Genomic DNA, 17,511 nt, shown 5'->3' with positions numbered 1-17,511 from the left:
TATAAAGATCTGCTCGCTATGCAATCACCGCACGGTTCAAATTATTAAATCAAACTCATACGTAAGGAGAGTACTTGAATATGAAGAATAGAGGCTTTTACTACCTATCCGCATTTTTAGCAGCGTTGTATCTCTGGAATCTACTCATTGCTTCGGTATGGGCAGCAGATAGTATAACACCTAATTCAGTGGAAAAAGCAGTGGACGACATCATGAGTACACAATTGGAAAAATTGCATACTCCGGGCGCTGCGGTCGTTGTGACCCAGGAAGACCACATTCTTTTTAGTAAAGGTTATGGATATGCAGACCTGGAGCGGAAAGTGGCATTTGACCCAGCGAAGACTATTGTTCGTGTCGGCTCTCTAACCAAATCATTTAGCGCAAGCGCCGCAATGCAACTGGTCGAGCAAAACAAACTTGATTTGAATGAAGACGTAAACCGCTATCTCCACAGCTATAAAGCTTCACAATACCAAAATCATCCTTTTAATCTACATCAGCTTCTGACACATACTGCAGGATTAGATGAAGCGATATACGACATCAACAGCTCGACTCGGGCAGGTGTTTTACCTACAGAGCAGTATCTCAGCACGTATTTTCAAAAGCAATCTCCTATCCGAAAACCTGGAATTCGGTATGAATACAGTAATGTTGCCTTTGGTCTGATCGGTAACATTGTGGAGCAAGTAAGCGGTCAGGGACTGAATGATTACCTTAGCACACATCTGTTCCGGCCGATGAATATGCCGAGTGCGACATTGGAATTGCCACTAAATAATCCGGCACTAGCGCAATCCTATCAGTGGAAGCGTGAAGCGTATCTAAAACAGCCTTTTTCGTATATCAATCTGCCGGGAGCAGGAGCGTTGAACGTCACACCCAACGAATTTTCCCATTATCTGATCACTCATTTGAATCAAGGCAAGTATAAGGGCAAAGCGGTGCTCCAGCCACAAACGGTAAAAGCGATGCACGCACAGCAATTTGCAGCTGACGCTCGTCTTGATGGCATAGGTTACGGATTTTTCCGCGGTCAACTGGAGACGGGAGTGCACATGTTGTGGGCTACCGGGAAAATTGATGGTTTTATTTCCAAAATGGTACTGGTTCCCTCCCAAAAGATCGGTATTTTTGTAATCAGCAACTCAGCGGATACGGACACCCTGCTTCATGGAAAAGTCATCAATGCGATCGCCCAAATACTGCCCGCCGAGCCGCAGGCCGCTTCTCAGTCACCGGTTCGTTCTGTCAAGGAAATAAAGCTTTTACCAGAAATCGAGGGTGTATATCAGCTGAATTTGAATCCTATTCATGGGTGGGGAAAATGGCTTCGGATGCTGGGAAGTGTTAAATACACCGTTCGAATTCAAGATGATCATACGTTAATTGTTAAAGGGAAATTTCCGGATCAAAATGAAGCATCAGACAAAGTTTTTCAAGCAGCAGGTGATGGACTGTTTGTGGAGAAAGGGGGACAGCTTAAAATATTGCTGTATCAGGAAAACAGTACATGGATGATGATTGCCCCGGATAGTGAGACCATGAAGCAGACGACATTTTGGCATCGTACCTGGACGCTGCTTGTCAGCTACGCCGCATCCTCTATATTTTTCATCACAACCCTGCTGATATGGATGATAAGGTATGTGCTCAGAGCTATCCGTAAAACGAATAATCACATTTCATCCAATCTGGCATACATCGCGTTACTAAATACGATTTTTCTCGGGGTACAGGTCGTCTATGCTAACAATCAGATGGTCTATGGCTATTCCGCCTGGTTTATCTGGGGAATTTGCACGCTGCCGCTCCTTTCAGCACTCATTGCCGTGTGGGTATTGATTGTGAATGGCGCAAAGCTGATTACCGGGGAAAAAAGAACTCGGGCTGCCGGGAAAATTGTATTTGCGGTACTCACATTGCTGCATACAGCCTATCTTTATTATTGGAATTTCCTTCCCTTTCATTATTCCTAAAGATTTACAAAATAACGCATGTCCGCACATAAATGAATGCTAACATTTATATTTAGTGCCCCTCTGAGAGGGGCCTTAAACCAATTAACAGGAGGAATAGAATGGGAATCTTTCGTCGTTTTACATCCCGTAGCTTCAAATACGCAACAGCTATGGTTTTCACTTTATCGTTGTACGCTGGTGTTGTAGGCGGCATACAACCGGCACGTGCAGAAGGTCCGGCAGACCCTGCCCCTTTCATTGCAGCCAAAGTGGTCAATGAAAACGCTGGTAAAAAAGTATTGTTCGATAATACACATGGACAGACAGCCGGCGCAGCAGATTGGGTGATTGATGGTGGATTCTCAGATTTCGGACAAGCCCTTGCAAACAATGGCTACGATGTTCATGAACTTCGCCAATCTACACCTATTACTTATAATGATTTAAAGAATTATGATGTATTTGTGACAGCAGAGCCCAATATCCCTTTTAAACAAAGCGAACAGGCCGCAATGGAACAGTATGTTAAAGCAGGCAATAGCATTTTTTTCATTGGAGATCATTATAACGCCGACCGCAACAAGAATCGCTGGGACGGGTCGGAAAGTATCAATGGGTACCGTCGAGGTGCATGGGAAGACCCTGCGAAGGGAATGAGTGAGGAAGAAAAAAGCTCGACAGCGATGCAGGGCGTGGTTAGCTCAGATTGGCTGGGCAGCCAGTTTGGTATACGCTTTCGCTATAATGCATTAGGCGATATCACGGCTAATCAGATTGTTGAGCCTGCGCAGGCGTTCGGCATTACAGCAGGAGTGAGTAATGTGGCGATGCACGCAGGATCTACATTGGCGATTATTGACCCGACCAAAGCCAAGGGGATCGTATATCTCCCTAAAACCAATCAGGCTTGGGGGAATGCAGTAGATCAGGGCGTTTATAACGGTGGCGGTATAGCGGAAGGACCTTATGCTGCTGTAGCAAAAGTAGGTCTAGGCAAAGCTGCCTTCATTGGGGATTCATCTCCTGTTGAAGATGCAACGCCAAAATATTTGCGTGAAGAGACAGGAACCAAGAAGACAACGTATGACGGATTTAAGGAGCAGGATGACGCCGTGTTACTGGTCAATATGGTAGACTGGTTGTCCAAGAAGGAGGACTATACCAGCCTGTCGGATGTAAAGAACTTACATCTTGATCAGCCGACGGCATTGCTGTCTTTTGAAGATCCTCAGGCTTCCACGGAACCGCAAGCAGAGCCTTGGTCCGCTCCTGCAGCCGGCTACAAATGGTGGGATCAACGAACGTTCAAGGCCGGCTCCTATGGCGGACCTACAGCCAGCGCGCAGCCTGTGTACAGCATCGTTCGTCAGGAGCAGCTGCCGAATGCACAGCCTTTTCAAATTCGCATTGTTGCCGACCAACTGGCTCCCAATAGCACGATTAGCGGATTCAGCGCAGGTATTTATGTAGCGGGCGGCAACCAAGTAGCCCAGATTCAGAATCCGGATGGAAGCTGGCCGACCTCTTACGGTTATAGCGGAACATTTAGTCTGGAATCCGACAGCAAGGGGCATGCCTATAGAGACCTGACGGTGCGGATCAAGCCGGGAACCAGTGGTTCGGCTAATCTTAGGCTGAGACAAAACGGCAGCAACCTGCTGACCCAATCCGTCGTGCTGGCTGATGTCCCGGCTCAGCCTTTGCCTGAGGATGGCAACACGATTCCAGCTCGTATCAGTGTCGCAGAAGCACGGACTCTTTCGGCTGGCAAAGTTGTGACCTTGGAGGGTGTTGTGACGACAGAACCAGGGGCTTTTGGCGGTCAAGCCTTTTACATGCAGGATGAAAGTGGCGGCATTTATGTATATCAAAACCAAAGCGGCTTTCACCCAGGTGATCGAGTAAAGATTACAGCAAGTTTGGCGCTGTACAATAGTGAAGTGGAGTTGACCGATCCAGTGGCTATTGAAAAAACGGGAGAAGAACAACTTCCGCAAGCTGTGCAGGTCACTGAACTCAACGATGCGAACCAAGGACAGCTGGTTGAGCTTCCTACTGCCATTATTCGTAATGTGATAGATGCAACTCCTGTAGGTTCGTTTGAATTTGATGCAGTCGCGGGTGAGGTTAGCCATCATGTGCGAATTGATGCACGTACAGGCTTAACACGGACATCTTTTCCGTATCAAGAAGGACAGCAAGTGAAGCTGAAGGGAATTTCGGCGGTTTTTAAAGGGAATTATCAGTTAAAGCCGCGCGGGCTAGATGACTTTTCAGCTCAGACAGACGCAACTTTGCAGGAAGTGGAGCTTTCACTGGATCAAACAACATTTAACGTTGGGGATAAAGCAGCCACACATCTGAAGGGTACGCTGACAGATGGCAGCCAAGCTGATTTAAGTAATGCCTCTGTTCAGTATAGCAGCAGTCATGTATCCGTTGCACTGGATACGTATGGAGAACTTCGGGCCCTAAAAGAGGGGAGCGCCGAGATTACAGCCAGCGTCACCTTGGACGGTAAAACGGTCGTATCCAATCCTGTAACCGTTAGAGTCGAGAAAATCGCTGCAGGTGAGGTGCCGGGTAAACTGGTGCTGTCTCATGATAACGGTCAGGACACCGGACTGAAGGATGGAGACTACAACATCACCATGAATCTGTGGTGGGGCACGAATGGTGATGAACTCAAGTTGTATGAAAATGATAAGCTGATCGAAACCCAATCATTGCAAGCAGCTTCCCCTGGAGCACAGCATGCAGTCATTTCCATTACAGGCAAGAGCAATGGAACCTACACGTATACTGCCGAACTGATCAACGCTTCCGGTAAAACGGTCAGCGACCCGTTAACTGTCGAAGTGACCGATGCTTCTCCTGGCATTCCGGTGTTGTCTCATAATAATTGGGATGGTGACGGCGACTATACCCTGACAATGAACATGTGGTGGGGCACGAATGCTACCCAATACAACCTGTATGAAAATGGAAAGCTGATCGACACGCAGGATCTGTCGAGCCAAAGCCCGCAGGCTCAAAGTGCTGCGACCAATATCCAAAATCAAAAGCCGGGTACATATGAGTATCGGGCCGAGTTAGTCAATGCTGCCGGAGAGGTTTCCAGTCAAACCATAAGTGTAGAAGTAAAGGAACGTTAAATCGAAATGATGGGCTGTTAAAAAGAAGAGCATCTATTGACCTCGCGAGAGTCTATAGATGTTTTTTTTTTCGGGAATTATCATTTTAGGATTGGGTTGGCGAAGCGGAAAGTCCCTCTATATCTGAGGAGCCATAGAAGATCATGGCAACTAGAATCACAATGATGATAACCTCTGCAAAATATTCTCCATCAAACTCACTCACCACAAATATCTCCTTTCGCCACCTCTTAAGTATTTATTTATTTATTTTCTGTGAAAAGGCTTGTATTACCTGATCCAACGTCATATTGCCGTTATCATTTAAAAATTTCACCATATTATCGACATTAGTAGGGGCAGATGCTAATGTTTTGTATTTTCCTGTGAGTCCTAAAAATAAAGTTGCTTGTCTGTATAAAGTCACGGAATCGACGTTTAGTTTTCCTGTTAGTAGGAGGGCTGCGACTAGGACCTCCACATTTTTTCCTTGAAGTGCTGAAAAGATAGCCGAATTACTGTTTAATCCATTTTTCTTTTGACCGTTAGGGGGGGATTTGGATTTGCGATTCCCGTTCCCGTTGCCATTCTTTCCTAAGGAAGCCATTGAATCTTCCTCCCGCCATACACTGCTCCTGCCTGGTTTTCATGAAATTTGGGACAAGGGCAGTGGCACTGCACGTGCTCATTAAAATACGTTATGATCATACGATATGCGAGCAAGAAAGCTTTGGTTACCATATGAATCACTGTGGCCGAAGGTAGCTGACTGCTAAATTCCTGAATTTCTTTTCGCATGTTGGTCCAATTTAGAGTAAACTACAATAAAGAAAGCTAAATGAGCATTTTGCATCAATTCCAGGAGCTTTATCCAATCAGCAATAGATGGACCCTAACGGTTTAGCTCGTATATATTGCACCTTCGAGTATTGAACTTGAATTATGCAAAGTGCTGAAATAGGAGTTGAAATAAGACCATGTCGAACGAAGAAGTATTGTTAACTAAAGAGGGATTAGCCAAGCTGGAGGAAGAGCTTAAGGAACTGAAGACGGTAAAACGCAAGGAGCTAGCCGAACGCCTCAAGTTGGCCATCAGCTATGGAGATCTGAAGGAAAATAGTGAATATCACTCAGCCAAGGACGATCAGGCGTTTATGGAAACACGGATCATGGTCTTAGAAAAAATGTTGACCAAAGCTCGGATAGTGGATGAAAGTAATCTTGACCTTAAAACGGTCAGTATCGGATCTACTGTTATTCTGAATGACATCGAATTTTCGGAGAAGGTGGAATACAAAGTTGTAAGTCCTGCCGAGGCAGATGTTCTGGACAACAAAATTTCCTATGAGAGTCCTTTAGGTAAGGCACTTTTGGGGAAAGAAGTGGGCAGTATCATTCATGTCGATGCACCCATGGCTGTAATTAAATATGAGCTGCTAGAAATTAAGCTCACTTAGTCCATTCCCGATTCCCTTTATAAGGGGGCCGGGATTTTTCATTCTTGCTATTTACATACCATCCCTGCGGAGTGCATTTGCACTCCACAAACTGGACAGGATTTTCATTGCTTTGTATCGTATTAAGATTAATCTGTCATCAGGAAGCCGGCTTGCTCCAGTGCAGCACAGGCATCATTAATTTTATTTTCAACCGAGGCATGCAAGGTATGCAGGTGAATGCCTCCGGTCAGCTGGGACAAATAAGTGGCTTGGGTGGAACTGATCTTACGTATAAAATCGTCCACTTCTTTGCGAGTTCCGACCCGTATTGGAGCAGTCAGATCTCCATATACTGGATGTTCAACTATAACATCCTGCACACTGACACCGTAGTCCACAATCAGTTTTAATTCTTCTTCTGTTTGTTCAGGTCGGTGATTACACACAATAATACGAGAGGCTAAGGGAGCGACTTGAGCCGTAGGCTCCATATAAATGTATCCTTGACTCGTTGCAAGGATAGGCTCTTGGCTTGCTTTTAACAGGGAAATATCCTGTACAATTACTTGTCTGGAAACGGAGGACCTGCGTGCCAGTTCGCTCCCGGTCAGCGGTGATTCGCTTTTGAGCCACAATAGCAGCTGTTCGCGGCGATCCGTACCTGACCGTTTTGAAGATTCAGTCAACGGGATAAGCTCCTTTCTTGTTGATGCGTCAGGTCTGTCAAAATATCTACCAGTACATTCAATTCCTCGATGGTGGTTGTCCTGCCGAAAGAAATACGGATAAATTGTAAGGCTTCACGGCCGGATACTCCAAGGGCTTGTATGGCAGGGGAAGGATCGTGATGTCCGGCGGCACATGCGCTTCCGGTAGATATACAGACACCGCTGCGATTACATTCCAGCATAACATATTGTCCCTCGTAACCGTGAAAAAAACATCCTACAATATGATGCAGCACCGCTTTTTTTTCGCTTTCCTCTACGACCCAACGTAATGGAATCGATCTTTCCTGAATTTTCGTAATAAAGTATCTTCGCAGGGTAGCATACCGCTCCTGATGCATCTCCATCTGTTCGGTCATCATTTCTGCCGCTGCGACAAAGGCTGCAATCCCTGGAACATTAATCGTTCCGGGACGAAATCCCTTTTCATGCAGTGTATCAGGATATACCGGACGCCATGGGGTTCCGGGTTTGAGATATGCAGCACCGACACCTTTGGGGCCATACACTTTATGGCTTGATATAGAGAGTGCATCCACTCCCATGGCTTCTACATCTATGTGAACATTTCCAAATGTTTGTACCGCATCACTATGCAGCATAATACCGCGTTCGTGGAGCAGGGGAGACAAGGCAGCAAGATCCTGAATCAGCCCTGTTTCCGAATTGGCGTGTTGTACCGATACAAGCCCGGTATTGTCTCTAAGGTGGGGGATAAGAACTTCACGGGTTATTCTTCCTTCCCGATCCGGTTGTACAATGGTCAGCTCATAGCCCTGATGTTCTAGAAAAGTAGCAAGATTGTACATCGAGTGATGTTCCAAAGCGCTCATAATCCAATGCTTTTTGTGCGGCGGCAACCCGTTCAGGATCGATTGCACGACCAACATATTGGATTCTGTGCCCCCTGTTGTAAAATAGATGCCTTCCTTATGCCCGCCAATCATATTTGCCATTCGTTGCCTGCTGTAATCTAGTGTGTAGGCTGCTTGACCGCCTGCATCATGGAGACTGCTGGCATTTCCGAACATTTCCTTATTCATTACGCTATATATATGCAAAGCTTCGTCACACATGGGTGTGGAAGCGGCATAGTCCAGGTAAATCACAGCAAATCCTCCCCACTTAAAAATAATTCCATTCCAAAAACCCTTGAGATTATTGTAGGCATGTGTAAATATAAGTGTCAAGACACATGTAAATATGTTTGTACACATAGCGGTTATCTATTCGTGAGCGAGGGACAGTCAGCCGCAACGATATGGAGGGAATCTAATGTCTATGCTAGACGTTTTACAAGGAAATCGTGGACTTATGCCAGAGCATTATAAAACACTGACGGTTGCTGACATGGAGCAACGTGTAGCTGAGCTGAAACAAAAATGGGGCTCAAAGCTGCTCATTCCGGGCCATCACTATCAGAAAGACGAGGTTATCCAATTTGCTGATATCACAGGAGATTCGCTACAGCTCGCTCAAATGGCGGCACAAAATCAGGAAGCGGAGTTTATTGTGTTTTGTGGGGTTCATTTTATGGCGGAGACAGCGGATATGCTGACTACCGACCAGCAAACCGTCGTTCTGCCGGATATGCGCGCAGGCTGCTCGATGGCAGATATGGCGAACATGGAGCAGACGGAACGAGCGTGGAAGCATTTGCAGGAGTTGGTAGGTGATACGATCATTCCGTTAACGTATGTAAATTCCACAGCAGAGATCAAAGCCTTTGTAGGGCGGCATGGCGGGGCTACCGTGACTTCTTCGAATGCCAAGCAGGTGCTGGCCTGGGCGCTGAAACAAAAGGAACGTATTTTATTTTTGCCGGATCAGCATTTGGGACGCAATACAGCCCATGATCTTGGAATTCCGCTGGATGAAATGGCTGTATGGAATCCTATGACCGATCAGTTGGAGACTGAACGAAACCCGGAAACTGTGAAAATCATTTTATGGAAAGGGCACTGTTCAGTTCATGAAAAATTTACGGTAGATCACATTCGCAACGTCCGTGAACGCGATAAGAATATCCGGGTCATCGTTCACCCCGAATGCTCTTATGAGGTTGTACAGCTCGCAGATTGTGCTGGCTCCACCAAATTCATCATCGATACGATCCGTGCGGCAGAGCCGGGGACCCAATGGGCCGTTGGCACAGAGATGAATCTCGTGCAACGGATTAGACAGCAGCACCCTGAACAGCAGATTGAATCGCTCAATCCCGATATGTGTCCTTGTCTGACCATGAACCGGATCGATCTTCCGCATTTGCTGTGGGCAATGGAACAGATTGATCGGGGAGAGCCTGTGGGGGTCATTCGTGTGGATGCTCAGATCAGACAGGACGCTGTACAGGCACTGAATCGTATGCTTGCTATACGTTAAGTTTTTACCGTTATGTGAGCGTACTTTCTTGTTTGTGATCCAACCTCTATCTCTAATTAAAGATTAGTCGATTGTTCGGTTTCGTGCTATAATTGTAGCAACATACCGAAGGAGGTGAATCCCTTGTTTGAGCTTCAGGACCTACTCCCCTATTTGCTTACGATCGGCTTGCTGTGCACAGTGACTTATACGTATCTTGCTCATTTGCATGGCAGTGTAGCTGAATGCTGGGTCGAAGGCGGGCCCGTTCGCTCGCATGCTTCTCCGCTGATGCCGATATCTGCCCGCGGACAGGACATGCCTGTACGGCTAGCACGTCACATTCGGCGGAAAGAAGCGCCAGATGAAGATGCATCCGATTGTTCCCCCTTGTTGAGTGATGGCACAGTCAATCAACGAGGAGGAACATATGAAACGATTCAAGGGATTCACTTTCTGGGGTAAACAAGAACGAATATTGGGTTTAATCGTAGCGTTGGCGGTGGTCATGCTGCTGTCTGGTTGTGGTGCGAATGCTGCGGAGATTAATGCACAGACACCTGGTTTTTTTAATCATTACGTGGTATTCCCACTTTCTTGGCTCATTCAGCATTTGGCGCAATGGTTTGGTGGAAGCTTTGGGCTGGCGATCATGACTTTGACATTCATTGTCCGTCTGGCCTTACTGCCGCTAATGATGCGTCAAACGCGTGCCCAGCAGGGGATGAAGCGCAAGATGAGCGCTATGCAGCCCGACTTGGACCGAATTAAGAAGAAGTATGAGAATAAGAAAGACGCCACCAGTCAGCAAAGTATGCAGCAGGAAATGATGTCACTATACAAAGAACATCAATTCAATCCACTCAATATCGGTTGTCTGCCTATTCTCATTCAGCTACCGATTTTAAGCGGGATGTATACTGCTATCCGACTCACGCCGGAGCTGGCGTCTCACTCCTTCTTATGGTTCCGGCTCGGACAGCCGGACTGGATTCTGGCAATTGTCGTCGCAGTTGTATACTTGGCACAGGCTAAGCTTTCTCAGCTACAGATGACGGCTGACCAGCGCAAGCAATTTGCTATCATGGGTTATCTTTCACCGATTATGATGGCGGTCTTTTCCTTCAACGCTCCTGCGGCTATGCCTTTATATTGGACCGTAAGCGGCACCTTTTTGCTGCTTCAATCGTTGTGGTTCCGCAAACGCTATCCAATTGAGGAAGCAGAGAACAAGATTAAGCTTGGTGAAGTCACGCCAACCTAATAAGAAGATGCTATTTGTTTGACATAGAATTGCGTTTGCAGTGTCTCATGTGTAATGACAGGATACTATTCGAGCCTATAAGGCTTAAATAGTGTCCTTTTTTTGTAGTTTTTTTCACTATTATTTCGCTTGCGGTTTTGTAATCATTATGAAATCCTTATATCATAAATATTCTTAAAAGTTAGGAGAGACTATATGGGAAATTCAACAACAACCACTGAATGGTATGAAAATCAAATAAGAGAAGACGGCTGTTTTTGCATGAGAAGCATGCAAAAAGCACCGGGATATGTACAAAAGCTGAATTGGACAGAAAAAGAATTCACTCAAGGTTTGACTTACATACAATTAAGAAAAGACAATAAACCAGTAGGATTCATTGAGTATGCATTGGGTGAACAAGCATGGAGAGCTGTTCATGCGGATGGATATCTAGTAATTCATTGCATCTGGATCGCTGTAACTGGTTTGGGGCTAGGTTCACAGCTTATTCAACGCTGCATTCAAGATGCTATTACGTTGGGGAAGAAGGGAGTGGTAGTTGTTACCAACATAGATACCTCCTGGGCACCAGGTCCCGAGATTTTTCTGAAAAACGGATTTCGGCATGTGGAGGATGCTCCATATTCTTTTCAGTTGTATGTTTACAAGCTTAATCAAGAGCATTCAGACCCTTATTTTCCTGATAATTGGGTTTTACGTCTGGATCGTTTTAGTGAGGGCTTAACCATTTTACGAACTCATCAATGCCCTTATCTGGAAATAGCCACGCACAATGTGATTGAAGCAGCTGAGACTGTGGGGATACAACCTGAAATCATTGATATACGAGATCGTTCACAATTGATGGAACTGTCCCCGACACCGTATGGCGTATTTCATGTGATCTGTAATGGAGAATTGATTTCATATCACAGGATGACTCCTCGTTCTTTTGCCAAAAAGCTAACCATGCTTTATTCTAAAAGCTAATCTTTTCATGAAATGATACAAAAAAAGTGGGTAAATTAAATACATAGACGATACGAATGCTACATTTTGCTTGATCAGGGGATGAAGATTATGGAGGACCTTTAAAAAATGAAGCAACTACCTACAAAGCTGCCAATTTCCGTGGCTCTGCTCACATGTATAGTATGTGCCCTCGGTTTTGGCTTAATTGCACTATGGGTCAGCGACCATCAAGTACGGCATTTTGACCACAAGATCATTACAGCTATTGGGCAACTGGAGTCGCCTGCCATGACACGTCTTATGAAATGTTTCACTATGATCGGCAGCGGGATTCCAATAGTGATTATCATTTTAATTGCCATGTTCGTGCTATATAGCGTATTAGGACACCGCCGAGAATTGTTTTTTTTAGCGGTTGCTGTGCTGGGATCGGTGCTGCTGAATATGGTGTTAAAAATGCTGTTTCAGCGTGCGAGACCTGAAATTAACCGTATTATTGAAGCGAATGGATACAGCTTTCCCAGCGGACATTCTATGACTGCTTTTAGCATGTATGCGGCGCTGACGTTTTTATTGTGGAAGCATGTTCCTTCCAGAAGAGGTCGTATCCTTCTTGTTGTGCTCAGTAGCCTGCTAATCCTAGCGATCGGGACAAGCCGTATTTATTTGGGCGTACATTATCCGAGTGATGTTGTGGGTGGCTATTTCATGAGTGGCTGCTGGATGGCGGCTTGCATTTGGTTCTACCAACGTTATGAAGAACGAATACTATCCCTTCGTACCAAATCGACTGCATAATGAGTGGCATAGATGAAGAGGTTAAAAAAGCAGACGCATTAGCGTCTGCTTTTGATTTGGACAGAGGAAGTGGATTCGGTCATCTTAGTTCTCGTTTGTGATCTAGGCTTAAGTCCCAGCTTCTGCTCCCATTTTTCATACAAAATAATAGCCGCCTGCATAAAGATGCCTGGAAACTTCCGACTGCGAATGAATTTATGAACACCAACTGCGCAACCTGCCCCAATAAGTGCGCCTGCCAAAATATCTGAAGGATAATGCACCCCGGTCCATACGCGGGATATTGCAATAAGCACAGCCAAGATAACCCACAGAACACGATATTTTTGATGATGAAGCCATAGAATTGCAGCCAGAGCAAAAGCTCCAAGTGCATGATTACTCGGAAATGAAGCATTTGGATCATGGTGAATAAGCTGAATGACAGAATGTCCAACAAAAGGCCGGTCTCTGTAAAACAAATGTCCAAGCCCCCAACTGATTATAAAACCGATACAAACCGTTATAACGGCTTCTAAAACCATCATCCGATGCGGCATTTTAAAGGTGAACCAGTACATCAGTAAGGCCACTCCGAATAAATACGGTGCATATTGCGCCAAGAAGCGCATGGTTCCATTCAAAAAGGCGAGGTGATCAGCCAGTTCATTGATCCAGTGAAACAAAGCAAAGTCTACATTAATTAACATGAATAAATTACTCCTTAACCTCAAAAAATTGAATTACAAAGTTATATTATAGAGCGACTATACGGATAAAAGCTTAAAATCAAATAAAAAATGAATGTTATGTGCATTGCTTATTAGTTTTTTCTATAGAAAATAGGTGGTTTTGCGATGGATAAGTCGGTGCTGGTCATTGATGATGAAGAGAAGATATCCAGATTGCTTCAGTTGGAGTTATCCCATGAAGGATATGTGGTTGAAATCGCACAAACGGGAAGAGAAGGGTTGGAAAAAGCATTAGCCCATACATGGGATATTATTATCCTGGATGTGATGCTGCCGGAGATAAACGGAGTTGAGGTGCTGAAGCAGATTCGAAAAGTGGACCATCATACCCCGATAATTATGGTTACTGCACGTAACACGACTCCTGACAAGGTCTCAGGTCTGGATGAAGGAGCTAATGATTACATTACAAAGCCTTTTGAAATTGAGGAGTTATTAGCGCGGATGCGGGCTAGTATGAGGAATCAATTGGAGCCGGTAGCTACCGCTTCACCAAAAGAGGACAAGCAGCAGTCCAAACTTCAAGTCGATAGCCTCGTGTTGGAACCCAAGACGCGGTCTGTGGTGAGGGAAGGAAAACGTATCGAACTTACTCCCAAAGAATTTGATCTGCTTCTTTATCTGATGGAGCACAAAAATCAGGTATTGCATCGAGAGCAAATGATTCAGGACGTGTGGGGGTTTGATTTTGTTGGTGATACAAATGTAGTAGATGTTTATATCCGATATGTTCGCAAAAAAATTGATCATGGATACAAAAAGAAACTGATTAAAACCGTGCGCGGCGTTGGGTACTGTATCCGGGAGGAAGACCATTGAAGCTGCGGACCAAAATTACCTTGCTTAGTTCTATTTTAGTGATGACGATTCTCCTGTTTGTAGATGTCACGGTTCATCTATTATTTGTCAAAATCGCTACTCGTAATGAAAGAGAAGTGTTACAAAATAAGTGGACTGAAATTATTTCCGAAACAGGACCTACGATGATTCTGAAAAATGCATGGGGGCCCAAGCTGAAAGATGAACTTTCGGGGGATACCATTCTGAGGGTATTTGATCAGCAATCTCGCCTTCTGTATGAAGTAAGCCGTCAGTCGCGCTTTAAGCTAGACGATATACGTTTTAACCTTTCTCAGAGCTCTCAACTGACGGATCTACAGAATCATAAAATTCTGATCATTCACCTTCCGGTGCTTTCCCCAGAAGGTAGTCAAAAGGGGACACTGGAGATTGTAGAAAAATGGGATGCGCTCGAAAACAATCTCGATATCTTAAATACAATTCTTATCACGTCGACTGTAGGAGCTATGTTGCTCAGTCTGGTGGGTAGCACGATTTTGGCGAATGCGATATTGCTGCCAATTGCCAGTAGTATTCAAACGATGCAGGAAATCGAAAGAAGCTTGAAATTCAAAAAAATTCCTGTCGGCAGCCACAATCAAGATGAATTGTCCCAAATGACCGCAACTTTTAACCGAATGGTGGAGAGATTGGAAGAAAGCTTTCAGAGCCAGCAGCAGTTTGTTTCCGATGCCTCACATGAGCTGAATACGACATTGATGATTATTGAGGGCTATGCCAACATGTTGCGGCGGTGGGGTACGCGTGACGAGGACATACGTAAGGAATCGATTGAATCGATCTATGAAGAAACTCAGCGAATGCGTACGATGACGCAGCAATTACTGACATTGGCCTCCTCACAGCAGCAAGCCCCCGAACCGTATGAGCCGGTAGAGCTGGTTGGTTGTTGTCAACAGGTAGTAGCACATCTCAAGCCTGTACATGAACGTCAAATTTCTATTTTTACAGAAGAAAAGGAAATTTGGCTGGACGCTAATCTTGCAAAAATCAAGCAGTTACTAGTCATCCTGCTGGATAATGCCTTAAAGTATAGCTCGGATGAAATCGAAATATGGATATCTACAGATGAAAAAGATGTCTACCTTCGGGTTAAGGATTACGGAATTGGCATTCCTGAGGGCGAGATCAAGCGTGTCTTTGAACGATTTTATCGGGTAGACAGCTCCAGACATCGTAAAACCGGAGGAACCGGACTGGGGTTGCCGATTGCCAAGACAATAACAGATGCTCACCAGGGTACGATACGCATGGAAAGCGTAGAAGGAGAAGGGACGGAGGTCATCGTTACGCTGCCTCAAAAACAACAGAAAAGGCTGTCCCTCCAGTAGACATCTCTACTCAGAGAAACAGCCTTTTTAATGTTAATTGTAAGTTAAGCATTCGGTGGATGGGAATCATCCAAAATGATCCTAAAGGACACGACGTGCTGTTGTGTAATGGGAGTTCCACCATCCCGAATTCAGTTTTGTAACCGTTACGCCACCTTTACCATACGTGTGCAGTATTTTCCCGTCTCCCATGTAAATGGCTACATGATGAATTGGGGCATAGAAAAAGACCAAATCGCCTTTTTTAAGCTGACTACGCGGTACATAAGTGCCTACAGTTGACTGCTGTTTGGACGAACGTGGAAGCTTGATTCCATTTTGTGCAAAAACATACTGAGTGAACGAAGAGCAATCAAAAGAGCTTGTACTGCCTGCAGGAGCTCCATATTCATAACGGACGCCCATATACTGGGATCCTTTTGAAATAATCCGATCAGCTTTACTTGTCGAAGCGGCATGAGTGGTGTCTGATCCAACGACGAAGCTCCCAGCGCTCAGTGCCAAAGTCATCGTAAAGCAAATACCCATCCACAATTTTTTAGAAGTACGTTTCATATATAATTTCCTCCGTTATTCGTATTGTGTTGATGTCCTGAAATGACAATAACACAAATAAAATATCCGGAATTTACCACTCGTGGTTACAATCCTGTTACCCCAACGTTTTGCCCTGCTTTATTAGAAAACGATGAGAATTTTCTCCTTAACTTTGACTTGACAAATTAAATAAGTCCCCCTTATGGCTAGGCTCGTATGACAAAAAGCGACTTGCAGACGATTGGCACAAGCAATCATGCAAAACATACATACCTATATACTACAATTTATAACCTGTACGGGAGTATGCTCAGATTCCCGTTGACATCGTAAAGATTACACCGTATCTCCGGTCAGGAAGGGGAATTCATATGGCTTCAAGGCAGAGTAAAGCACTCAAAAACCAACCTTTAACCATTGTGCAGGTCATATCCAACTATCCCGATGCACAGCCTGTACCCTCCATCAAGGGCGGAACGGAAAAGGTTGTGCATGAATTAACAGAGGAATTAGTGAGACGAGGGCATCATGTATCTCTTTTTGCCGCCCGTGGGAGCAGGAGCAGCGCGCGATTGATTACTTATCCCAAGGGTTTGAAACATAGTCAGATCCCCCAATATGTACTTCGGCATATGCCTTCCGGTACACATATCATTCATGACCATACCTTTCGTTCTGCGGTGGCGCGTAGGAAGCTGCCTTGCTCATCATTGTGTACCGTTCATCTACCAGTGAAGAGGCACGGTAAAAACCCCGTATATGTCAGTAAAAGAGCACGCCAACTGATGGGCGGGGGCAAAGGATTTTATATCTATAACGGCATCAACACCCATGAATACGAGTTCAGCAGTGAGAAGCGCGGCTACTTGCTGTTTATGGGCAGAATCATACCGGATAAAGGTGTACTGCAGGCCATTCAGGTTGCAGAGCGAACAGGAAAAAGACTGCTTATTGCGGGTCCTATCAAAGCCCCTGTATTTTTTCGCCGAGAGATTCAAAAGCGAATTCAGCGCAATCCGAATATACGTTATGTGGGACCAGTTGGGGGTGATCGGAAACAGAAGCTGCTGAAACATGCAGAGTGTCTGTTGTTTCCATCACTGTGGGAAGAGCCGTTCGGACTCGTAATGGTAGAAGCCATGGCTTGTGGAACACCGGTGCTGGCACTAAAAAATGGCTCCGTTCCCGAGGTGCTATCAGGCTTTCCACAGTTGATTTGCAAATCAGTTGGCCAAATGGCACGTAAGGCACAGCAAAAAAATTACCCGTCACCCGCGCAGCTTCGATTGTATGTTAACCAAAGATTTACCAACAAACAGATGACCAGCAACTATTTGAGACTATACCGTGAAATCATCCGTCGGCGAGAACAGAAGAGAGGACACCGAAAGCCTATACGGAGGTGAAGA

16 protein-coding genes are annotated in these 17,511 nt (G+C 45.2%); 11 read left to right on the top strand and 5 right to left on the bottom strand.

The annotated features are described in order from the left end of the window. Window positions 1–80 precede the first annotated feature (80 nt). Together KSP24_RS22025 and KSP24_RS22020 are read left to right on the top strand one after the other, a co-directional pair. Window positions 81–1,982, top strand: a complete 1,902-nt coding sequence (locus KSP24_RS22025) for a serine hydrolase domain-containing protein (RefSeq protein ID WP_216976727.1) — start codon at window positions 81–83, stop codon at window positions 1,980–1,982. Window positions 1,983–2,083: 101 nt separating this feature from the next. Next, window positions 2,084–5,119, top strand: a complete 3,036-nt coding sequence (locus KSP24_RS22020; protein ID WP_216976725.1) for a chitinase N-terminal domain-containing protein — start codon at window positions 2,084–2,086, stop codon at window positions 5,117–5,119. A gap of 238 nt (window positions 5,120–5,357) precedes the next feature. Here the strand turns inward: KSP24_RS22020 and KSP24_RS22015 are convergent, their stop codons facing one another. Next, complete coding sequence (locus KSP24_RS22015; protein ID WP_013371003.1) at window positions 5,358–5,705, bottom strand: hypothetical protein; 348 nt, start codon at window positions 5,703–5,705, stop codon at window positions 5,358–5,360. Between the two features lie 370 nt (window positions 5,706–6,075). On the opposite strand from KSP24_RS22015, the gene greA reads away from it, so the two are divergent. Further along, entirely contained in the window at window positions 6,076–6,555 is a 480-nt protein-coding gene (gene greA, locus KSP24_RS22010; protein ID WP_013371005.1) for a transcription elongation factor GreA, read from the top strand. A 128-nt stretch (window positions 6,556–6,683) separates the two neighbouring features. On the opposite strand, the gene KSP24_RS22005 is transcribed toward greA, so the two are convergent. After that, entirely contained in the window at window positions 6,684–7,223 is a 540-nt protein-coding gene (locus KSP24_RS22005) for a transcription repressor NadR (protein ID WP_216976723.1), read from the bottom strand. Then, the gene (locus KSP24_RS22000) at window positions 7,220–8,374 is read right to left on the bottom strand and encodes an IscS subfamily cysteine desulfurase (RefSeq protein WP_064963647.1); all 1,155 of its coding nucleotides are present in this window, start codon (window positions 8,372–8,374) and stop codon (window positions 7,220–7,222) included. Before KSP24_RS22000 ends, KSP24_RS22005 begins: the two co-directional genes overlap by 4 nt. Window positions 8,375–8,540: 166 nt before the next feature. Here KSP24_RS22000 and nadA point away from each other — a divergent pair, with 166 nt between their 5' ends. From nadA to KSP24_RS21975, 5 genes are all read left to right on the top strand, one after another. Continuing rightward, window positions 8,541–9,647, top strand: coding sequence for a quinolinate synthase NadA (nadA, locus tag KSP24_RS21995; protein WP_064963648.1), 1,107 nt, complete (start codon window positions 8,541–8,543; stop codon window positions 9,645–9,647). A 123-nt stretch (window positions 9,648–9,770) separates the two neighbouring features. Next, entirely contained in the window at window positions 9,771–10,091 is a 321-nt protein-coding gene (locus KSP24_RS21990; protein ID WP_013371010.1) for a hypothetical protein, read from the top strand. Continuing rightward, window positions 10,057–10,890, top strand: coding sequence for a membrane protein insertase YidC (gene yidC / locus KSP24_RS21985; RefSeq protein ID WP_058712336.1), 834 nt, complete (start codon window positions 10,057–10,059; stop codon window positions 10,888–10,890). The genes KSP24_RS21990 and yidC overlap by 35 nt, the downstream gene beginning before the upstream one ends. A gap of 195 nt (window positions 10,891–11,085) precedes the next feature. After that, window positions 11,086–11,862 carry a GNAT family N-acetyltransferase gene (locus KSP24_RS21980; RefSeq protein WP_216976721.1) on the top strand — a complete coding sequence of 259 codons (777 nt, stop codon included), beginning with the start codon at window positions 11,086–11,088 and terminating at the stop codon, window positions 11,860–11,862. A 108-nt stretch (window positions 11,863–11,970) separates the two neighbouring features. Beyond that, a complete protein-coding gene (locus KSP24_RS21975) occupies window positions 11,971–12,642 on the top strand; it encodes a phosphatase PAP2 family protein (RefSeq protein WP_216976719.1) in 672 nt (223 codons plus the stop codon). A 38-nt stretch (window positions 12,643–12,680) separates the two neighbouring features. Here the strand turns inward: KSP24_RS21975 and KSP24_RS21970 are convergent, their stop codons facing one another. Further along, entirely contained in the window at window positions 12,681–13,331 is a 651-nt protein-coding gene (locus tag KSP24_RS21970) for an undecaprenyl-diphosphatase (protein ID WP_013371014.1), read from the bottom strand. 147 nt (window positions 13,332–13,478) lie between these two features. Here KSP24_RS21970 and KSP24_RS21965 point away from each other — a divergent pair, with 147 nt between their 5' ends. Together KSP24_RS21965 and KSP24_RS21960 are read left to right on the top strand one after the other, a co-directional pair. Next, the gene (locus tag KSP24_RS21965; protein WP_064963651.1) at window positions 13,479–14,192 is read left to right on the top strand and encodes a response regulator transcription factor; all 714 of its coding nucleotides are present in this window, start codon (window positions 13,479–13,481) and stop codon (window positions 14,190–14,192) included. Next, complete coding sequence (locus KSP24_RS21960) at window positions 14,189–15,565, top strand: sensor histidine kinase (protein WP_102163781.1); 1,377 nt, start codon at window positions 14,189–14,191, stop codon at window positions 15,563–15,565. The genes KSP24_RS21965 and KSP24_RS21960 overlap by 4 nt, the downstream gene beginning before the upstream one ends. Window positions 15,566–15,646: 81 nt before the next feature. Here KSP24_RS21960 and KSP24_RS21955 read toward each other — a convergent pair whose 3' ends face one another. Beyond that, window positions 15,647–16,120 (bottom strand): C40 family peptidase, encoded by a 474-nt coding sequence (locus KSP24_RS21955; protein WP_013371017.1) that lies wholly within the window; start codon window positions 16,118–16,120, stop codon window positions 15,647–15,649. A 353-nt stretch (window positions 16,121–16,473) separates the two neighbouring features. Between KSP24_RS21955 and KSP24_RS21950 the strand changes: the two genes are divergently transcribed. Next, entirely contained in the window at window positions 16,474–17,508 is a 1,035-nt protein-coding gene (locus KSP24_RS21950; protein ID WP_216976717.1) for a glycosyltransferase family 4 protein, read from the top strand. Window positions 17,509–17,511: the final 3 nt, after the last annotated feature.

It is taken from the genome of Paenibacillus sp. AK121, from assembly GCF_019042715.1.
GTDB classification, from domain to species: Bacteria; Bacillota; Bacilli; order Paenibacillales; family Paenibacillaceae; genus Paenibacillus; species Paenibacillus polymyxa_C.
Note: the sequence above shows the minus strand (reverse complement) of the source record. Positions and strands in the feature narration are given on the sequence as shown.

What these genes read in the sequence shown, in the direction of transcription:
- KSP24_RS22025 (WP_216976727.1), top strand. Translation starts at nt 81, where the DNA reads ATGAAGAATAGAGGCTTTTACTACCTATCCGCATTTTTAGCAGCGTTG.
- KSP24_RS22020 (WP_216976725.1), top strand. Translation starts at nt 2,084, where the DNA reads ATGGGAATCTTTCGTCGTTTTACATCCCGTAGCTTCAAATACGCAACA.
- KSP24_RS22015 (WP_013371003.1), bottom strand. Translation starts at nt 5,705, where the DNA reads ATGGCTTCCTTAGGAAAGAATGGCAACGGGAACGGGAATCGCAAATCC.
- greA (WP_013371005.1), top strand. Translation starts at nt 6,076, where the DNA reads ATGTCGAACGAAGAAGTATTGTTAACTAAAGAGGGATTAGCCAAGCTG.
- nadA (WP_064963648.1), top strand. Translation starts at nt 8,541, where the DNA reads ATGTCTATGCTAGACGTTTTACAAGGAAATCGTGGACTTATGCCAGAG.
- yidC (WP_058712336.1), top strand. Translation starts at nt 10,057, where the DNA reads ATGAAACGATTCAAGGGATTCACTTTCTGGGGTAAACAAGAACGAATA.
- KSP24_RS21980 (WP_216976721.1), top strand. Translation starts at nt 11,086, where the DNA reads ATGGGAAATTCAACAACAACCACTGAATGGTATGAAAATCAAATAAGA.
- KSP24_RS21975 (WP_216976719.1), top strand. Translation starts at nt 11,971, where the DNA reads ATGAAGCAACTACCTACAAAGCTGCCAATTTCCGTGGCTCTGCTCACA.
- KSP24_RS21970 (WP_013371014.1), bottom strand. Translation starts at nt 13,331, where the DNA reads ATGTTAATTAATGTAGACTTTGCTTTGTTTCACTGGATCAATGAACTG.
- KSP24_RS21965 (WP_064963651.1), top strand. Translation starts at nt 13,479, where the DNA reads ATGGATAAGTCGGTGCTGGTCATTGATGATGAAGAGAAGATATCCAGA.
- KSP24_RS21955 (WP_013371017.1), bottom strand. Translation starts at nt 16,120, where the DNA reads ATGAAACGTACTTCTAAAAAATTGTGGATGGGTATTTGCTTTACGATG.
- KSP24_RS21950 (WP_216976717.1), top strand. Translation starts at nt 16,474, where the DNA reads ATGGCTTCAAGGCAGAGTAAAGCACTCAAAAACCAACCTTTAACCATT.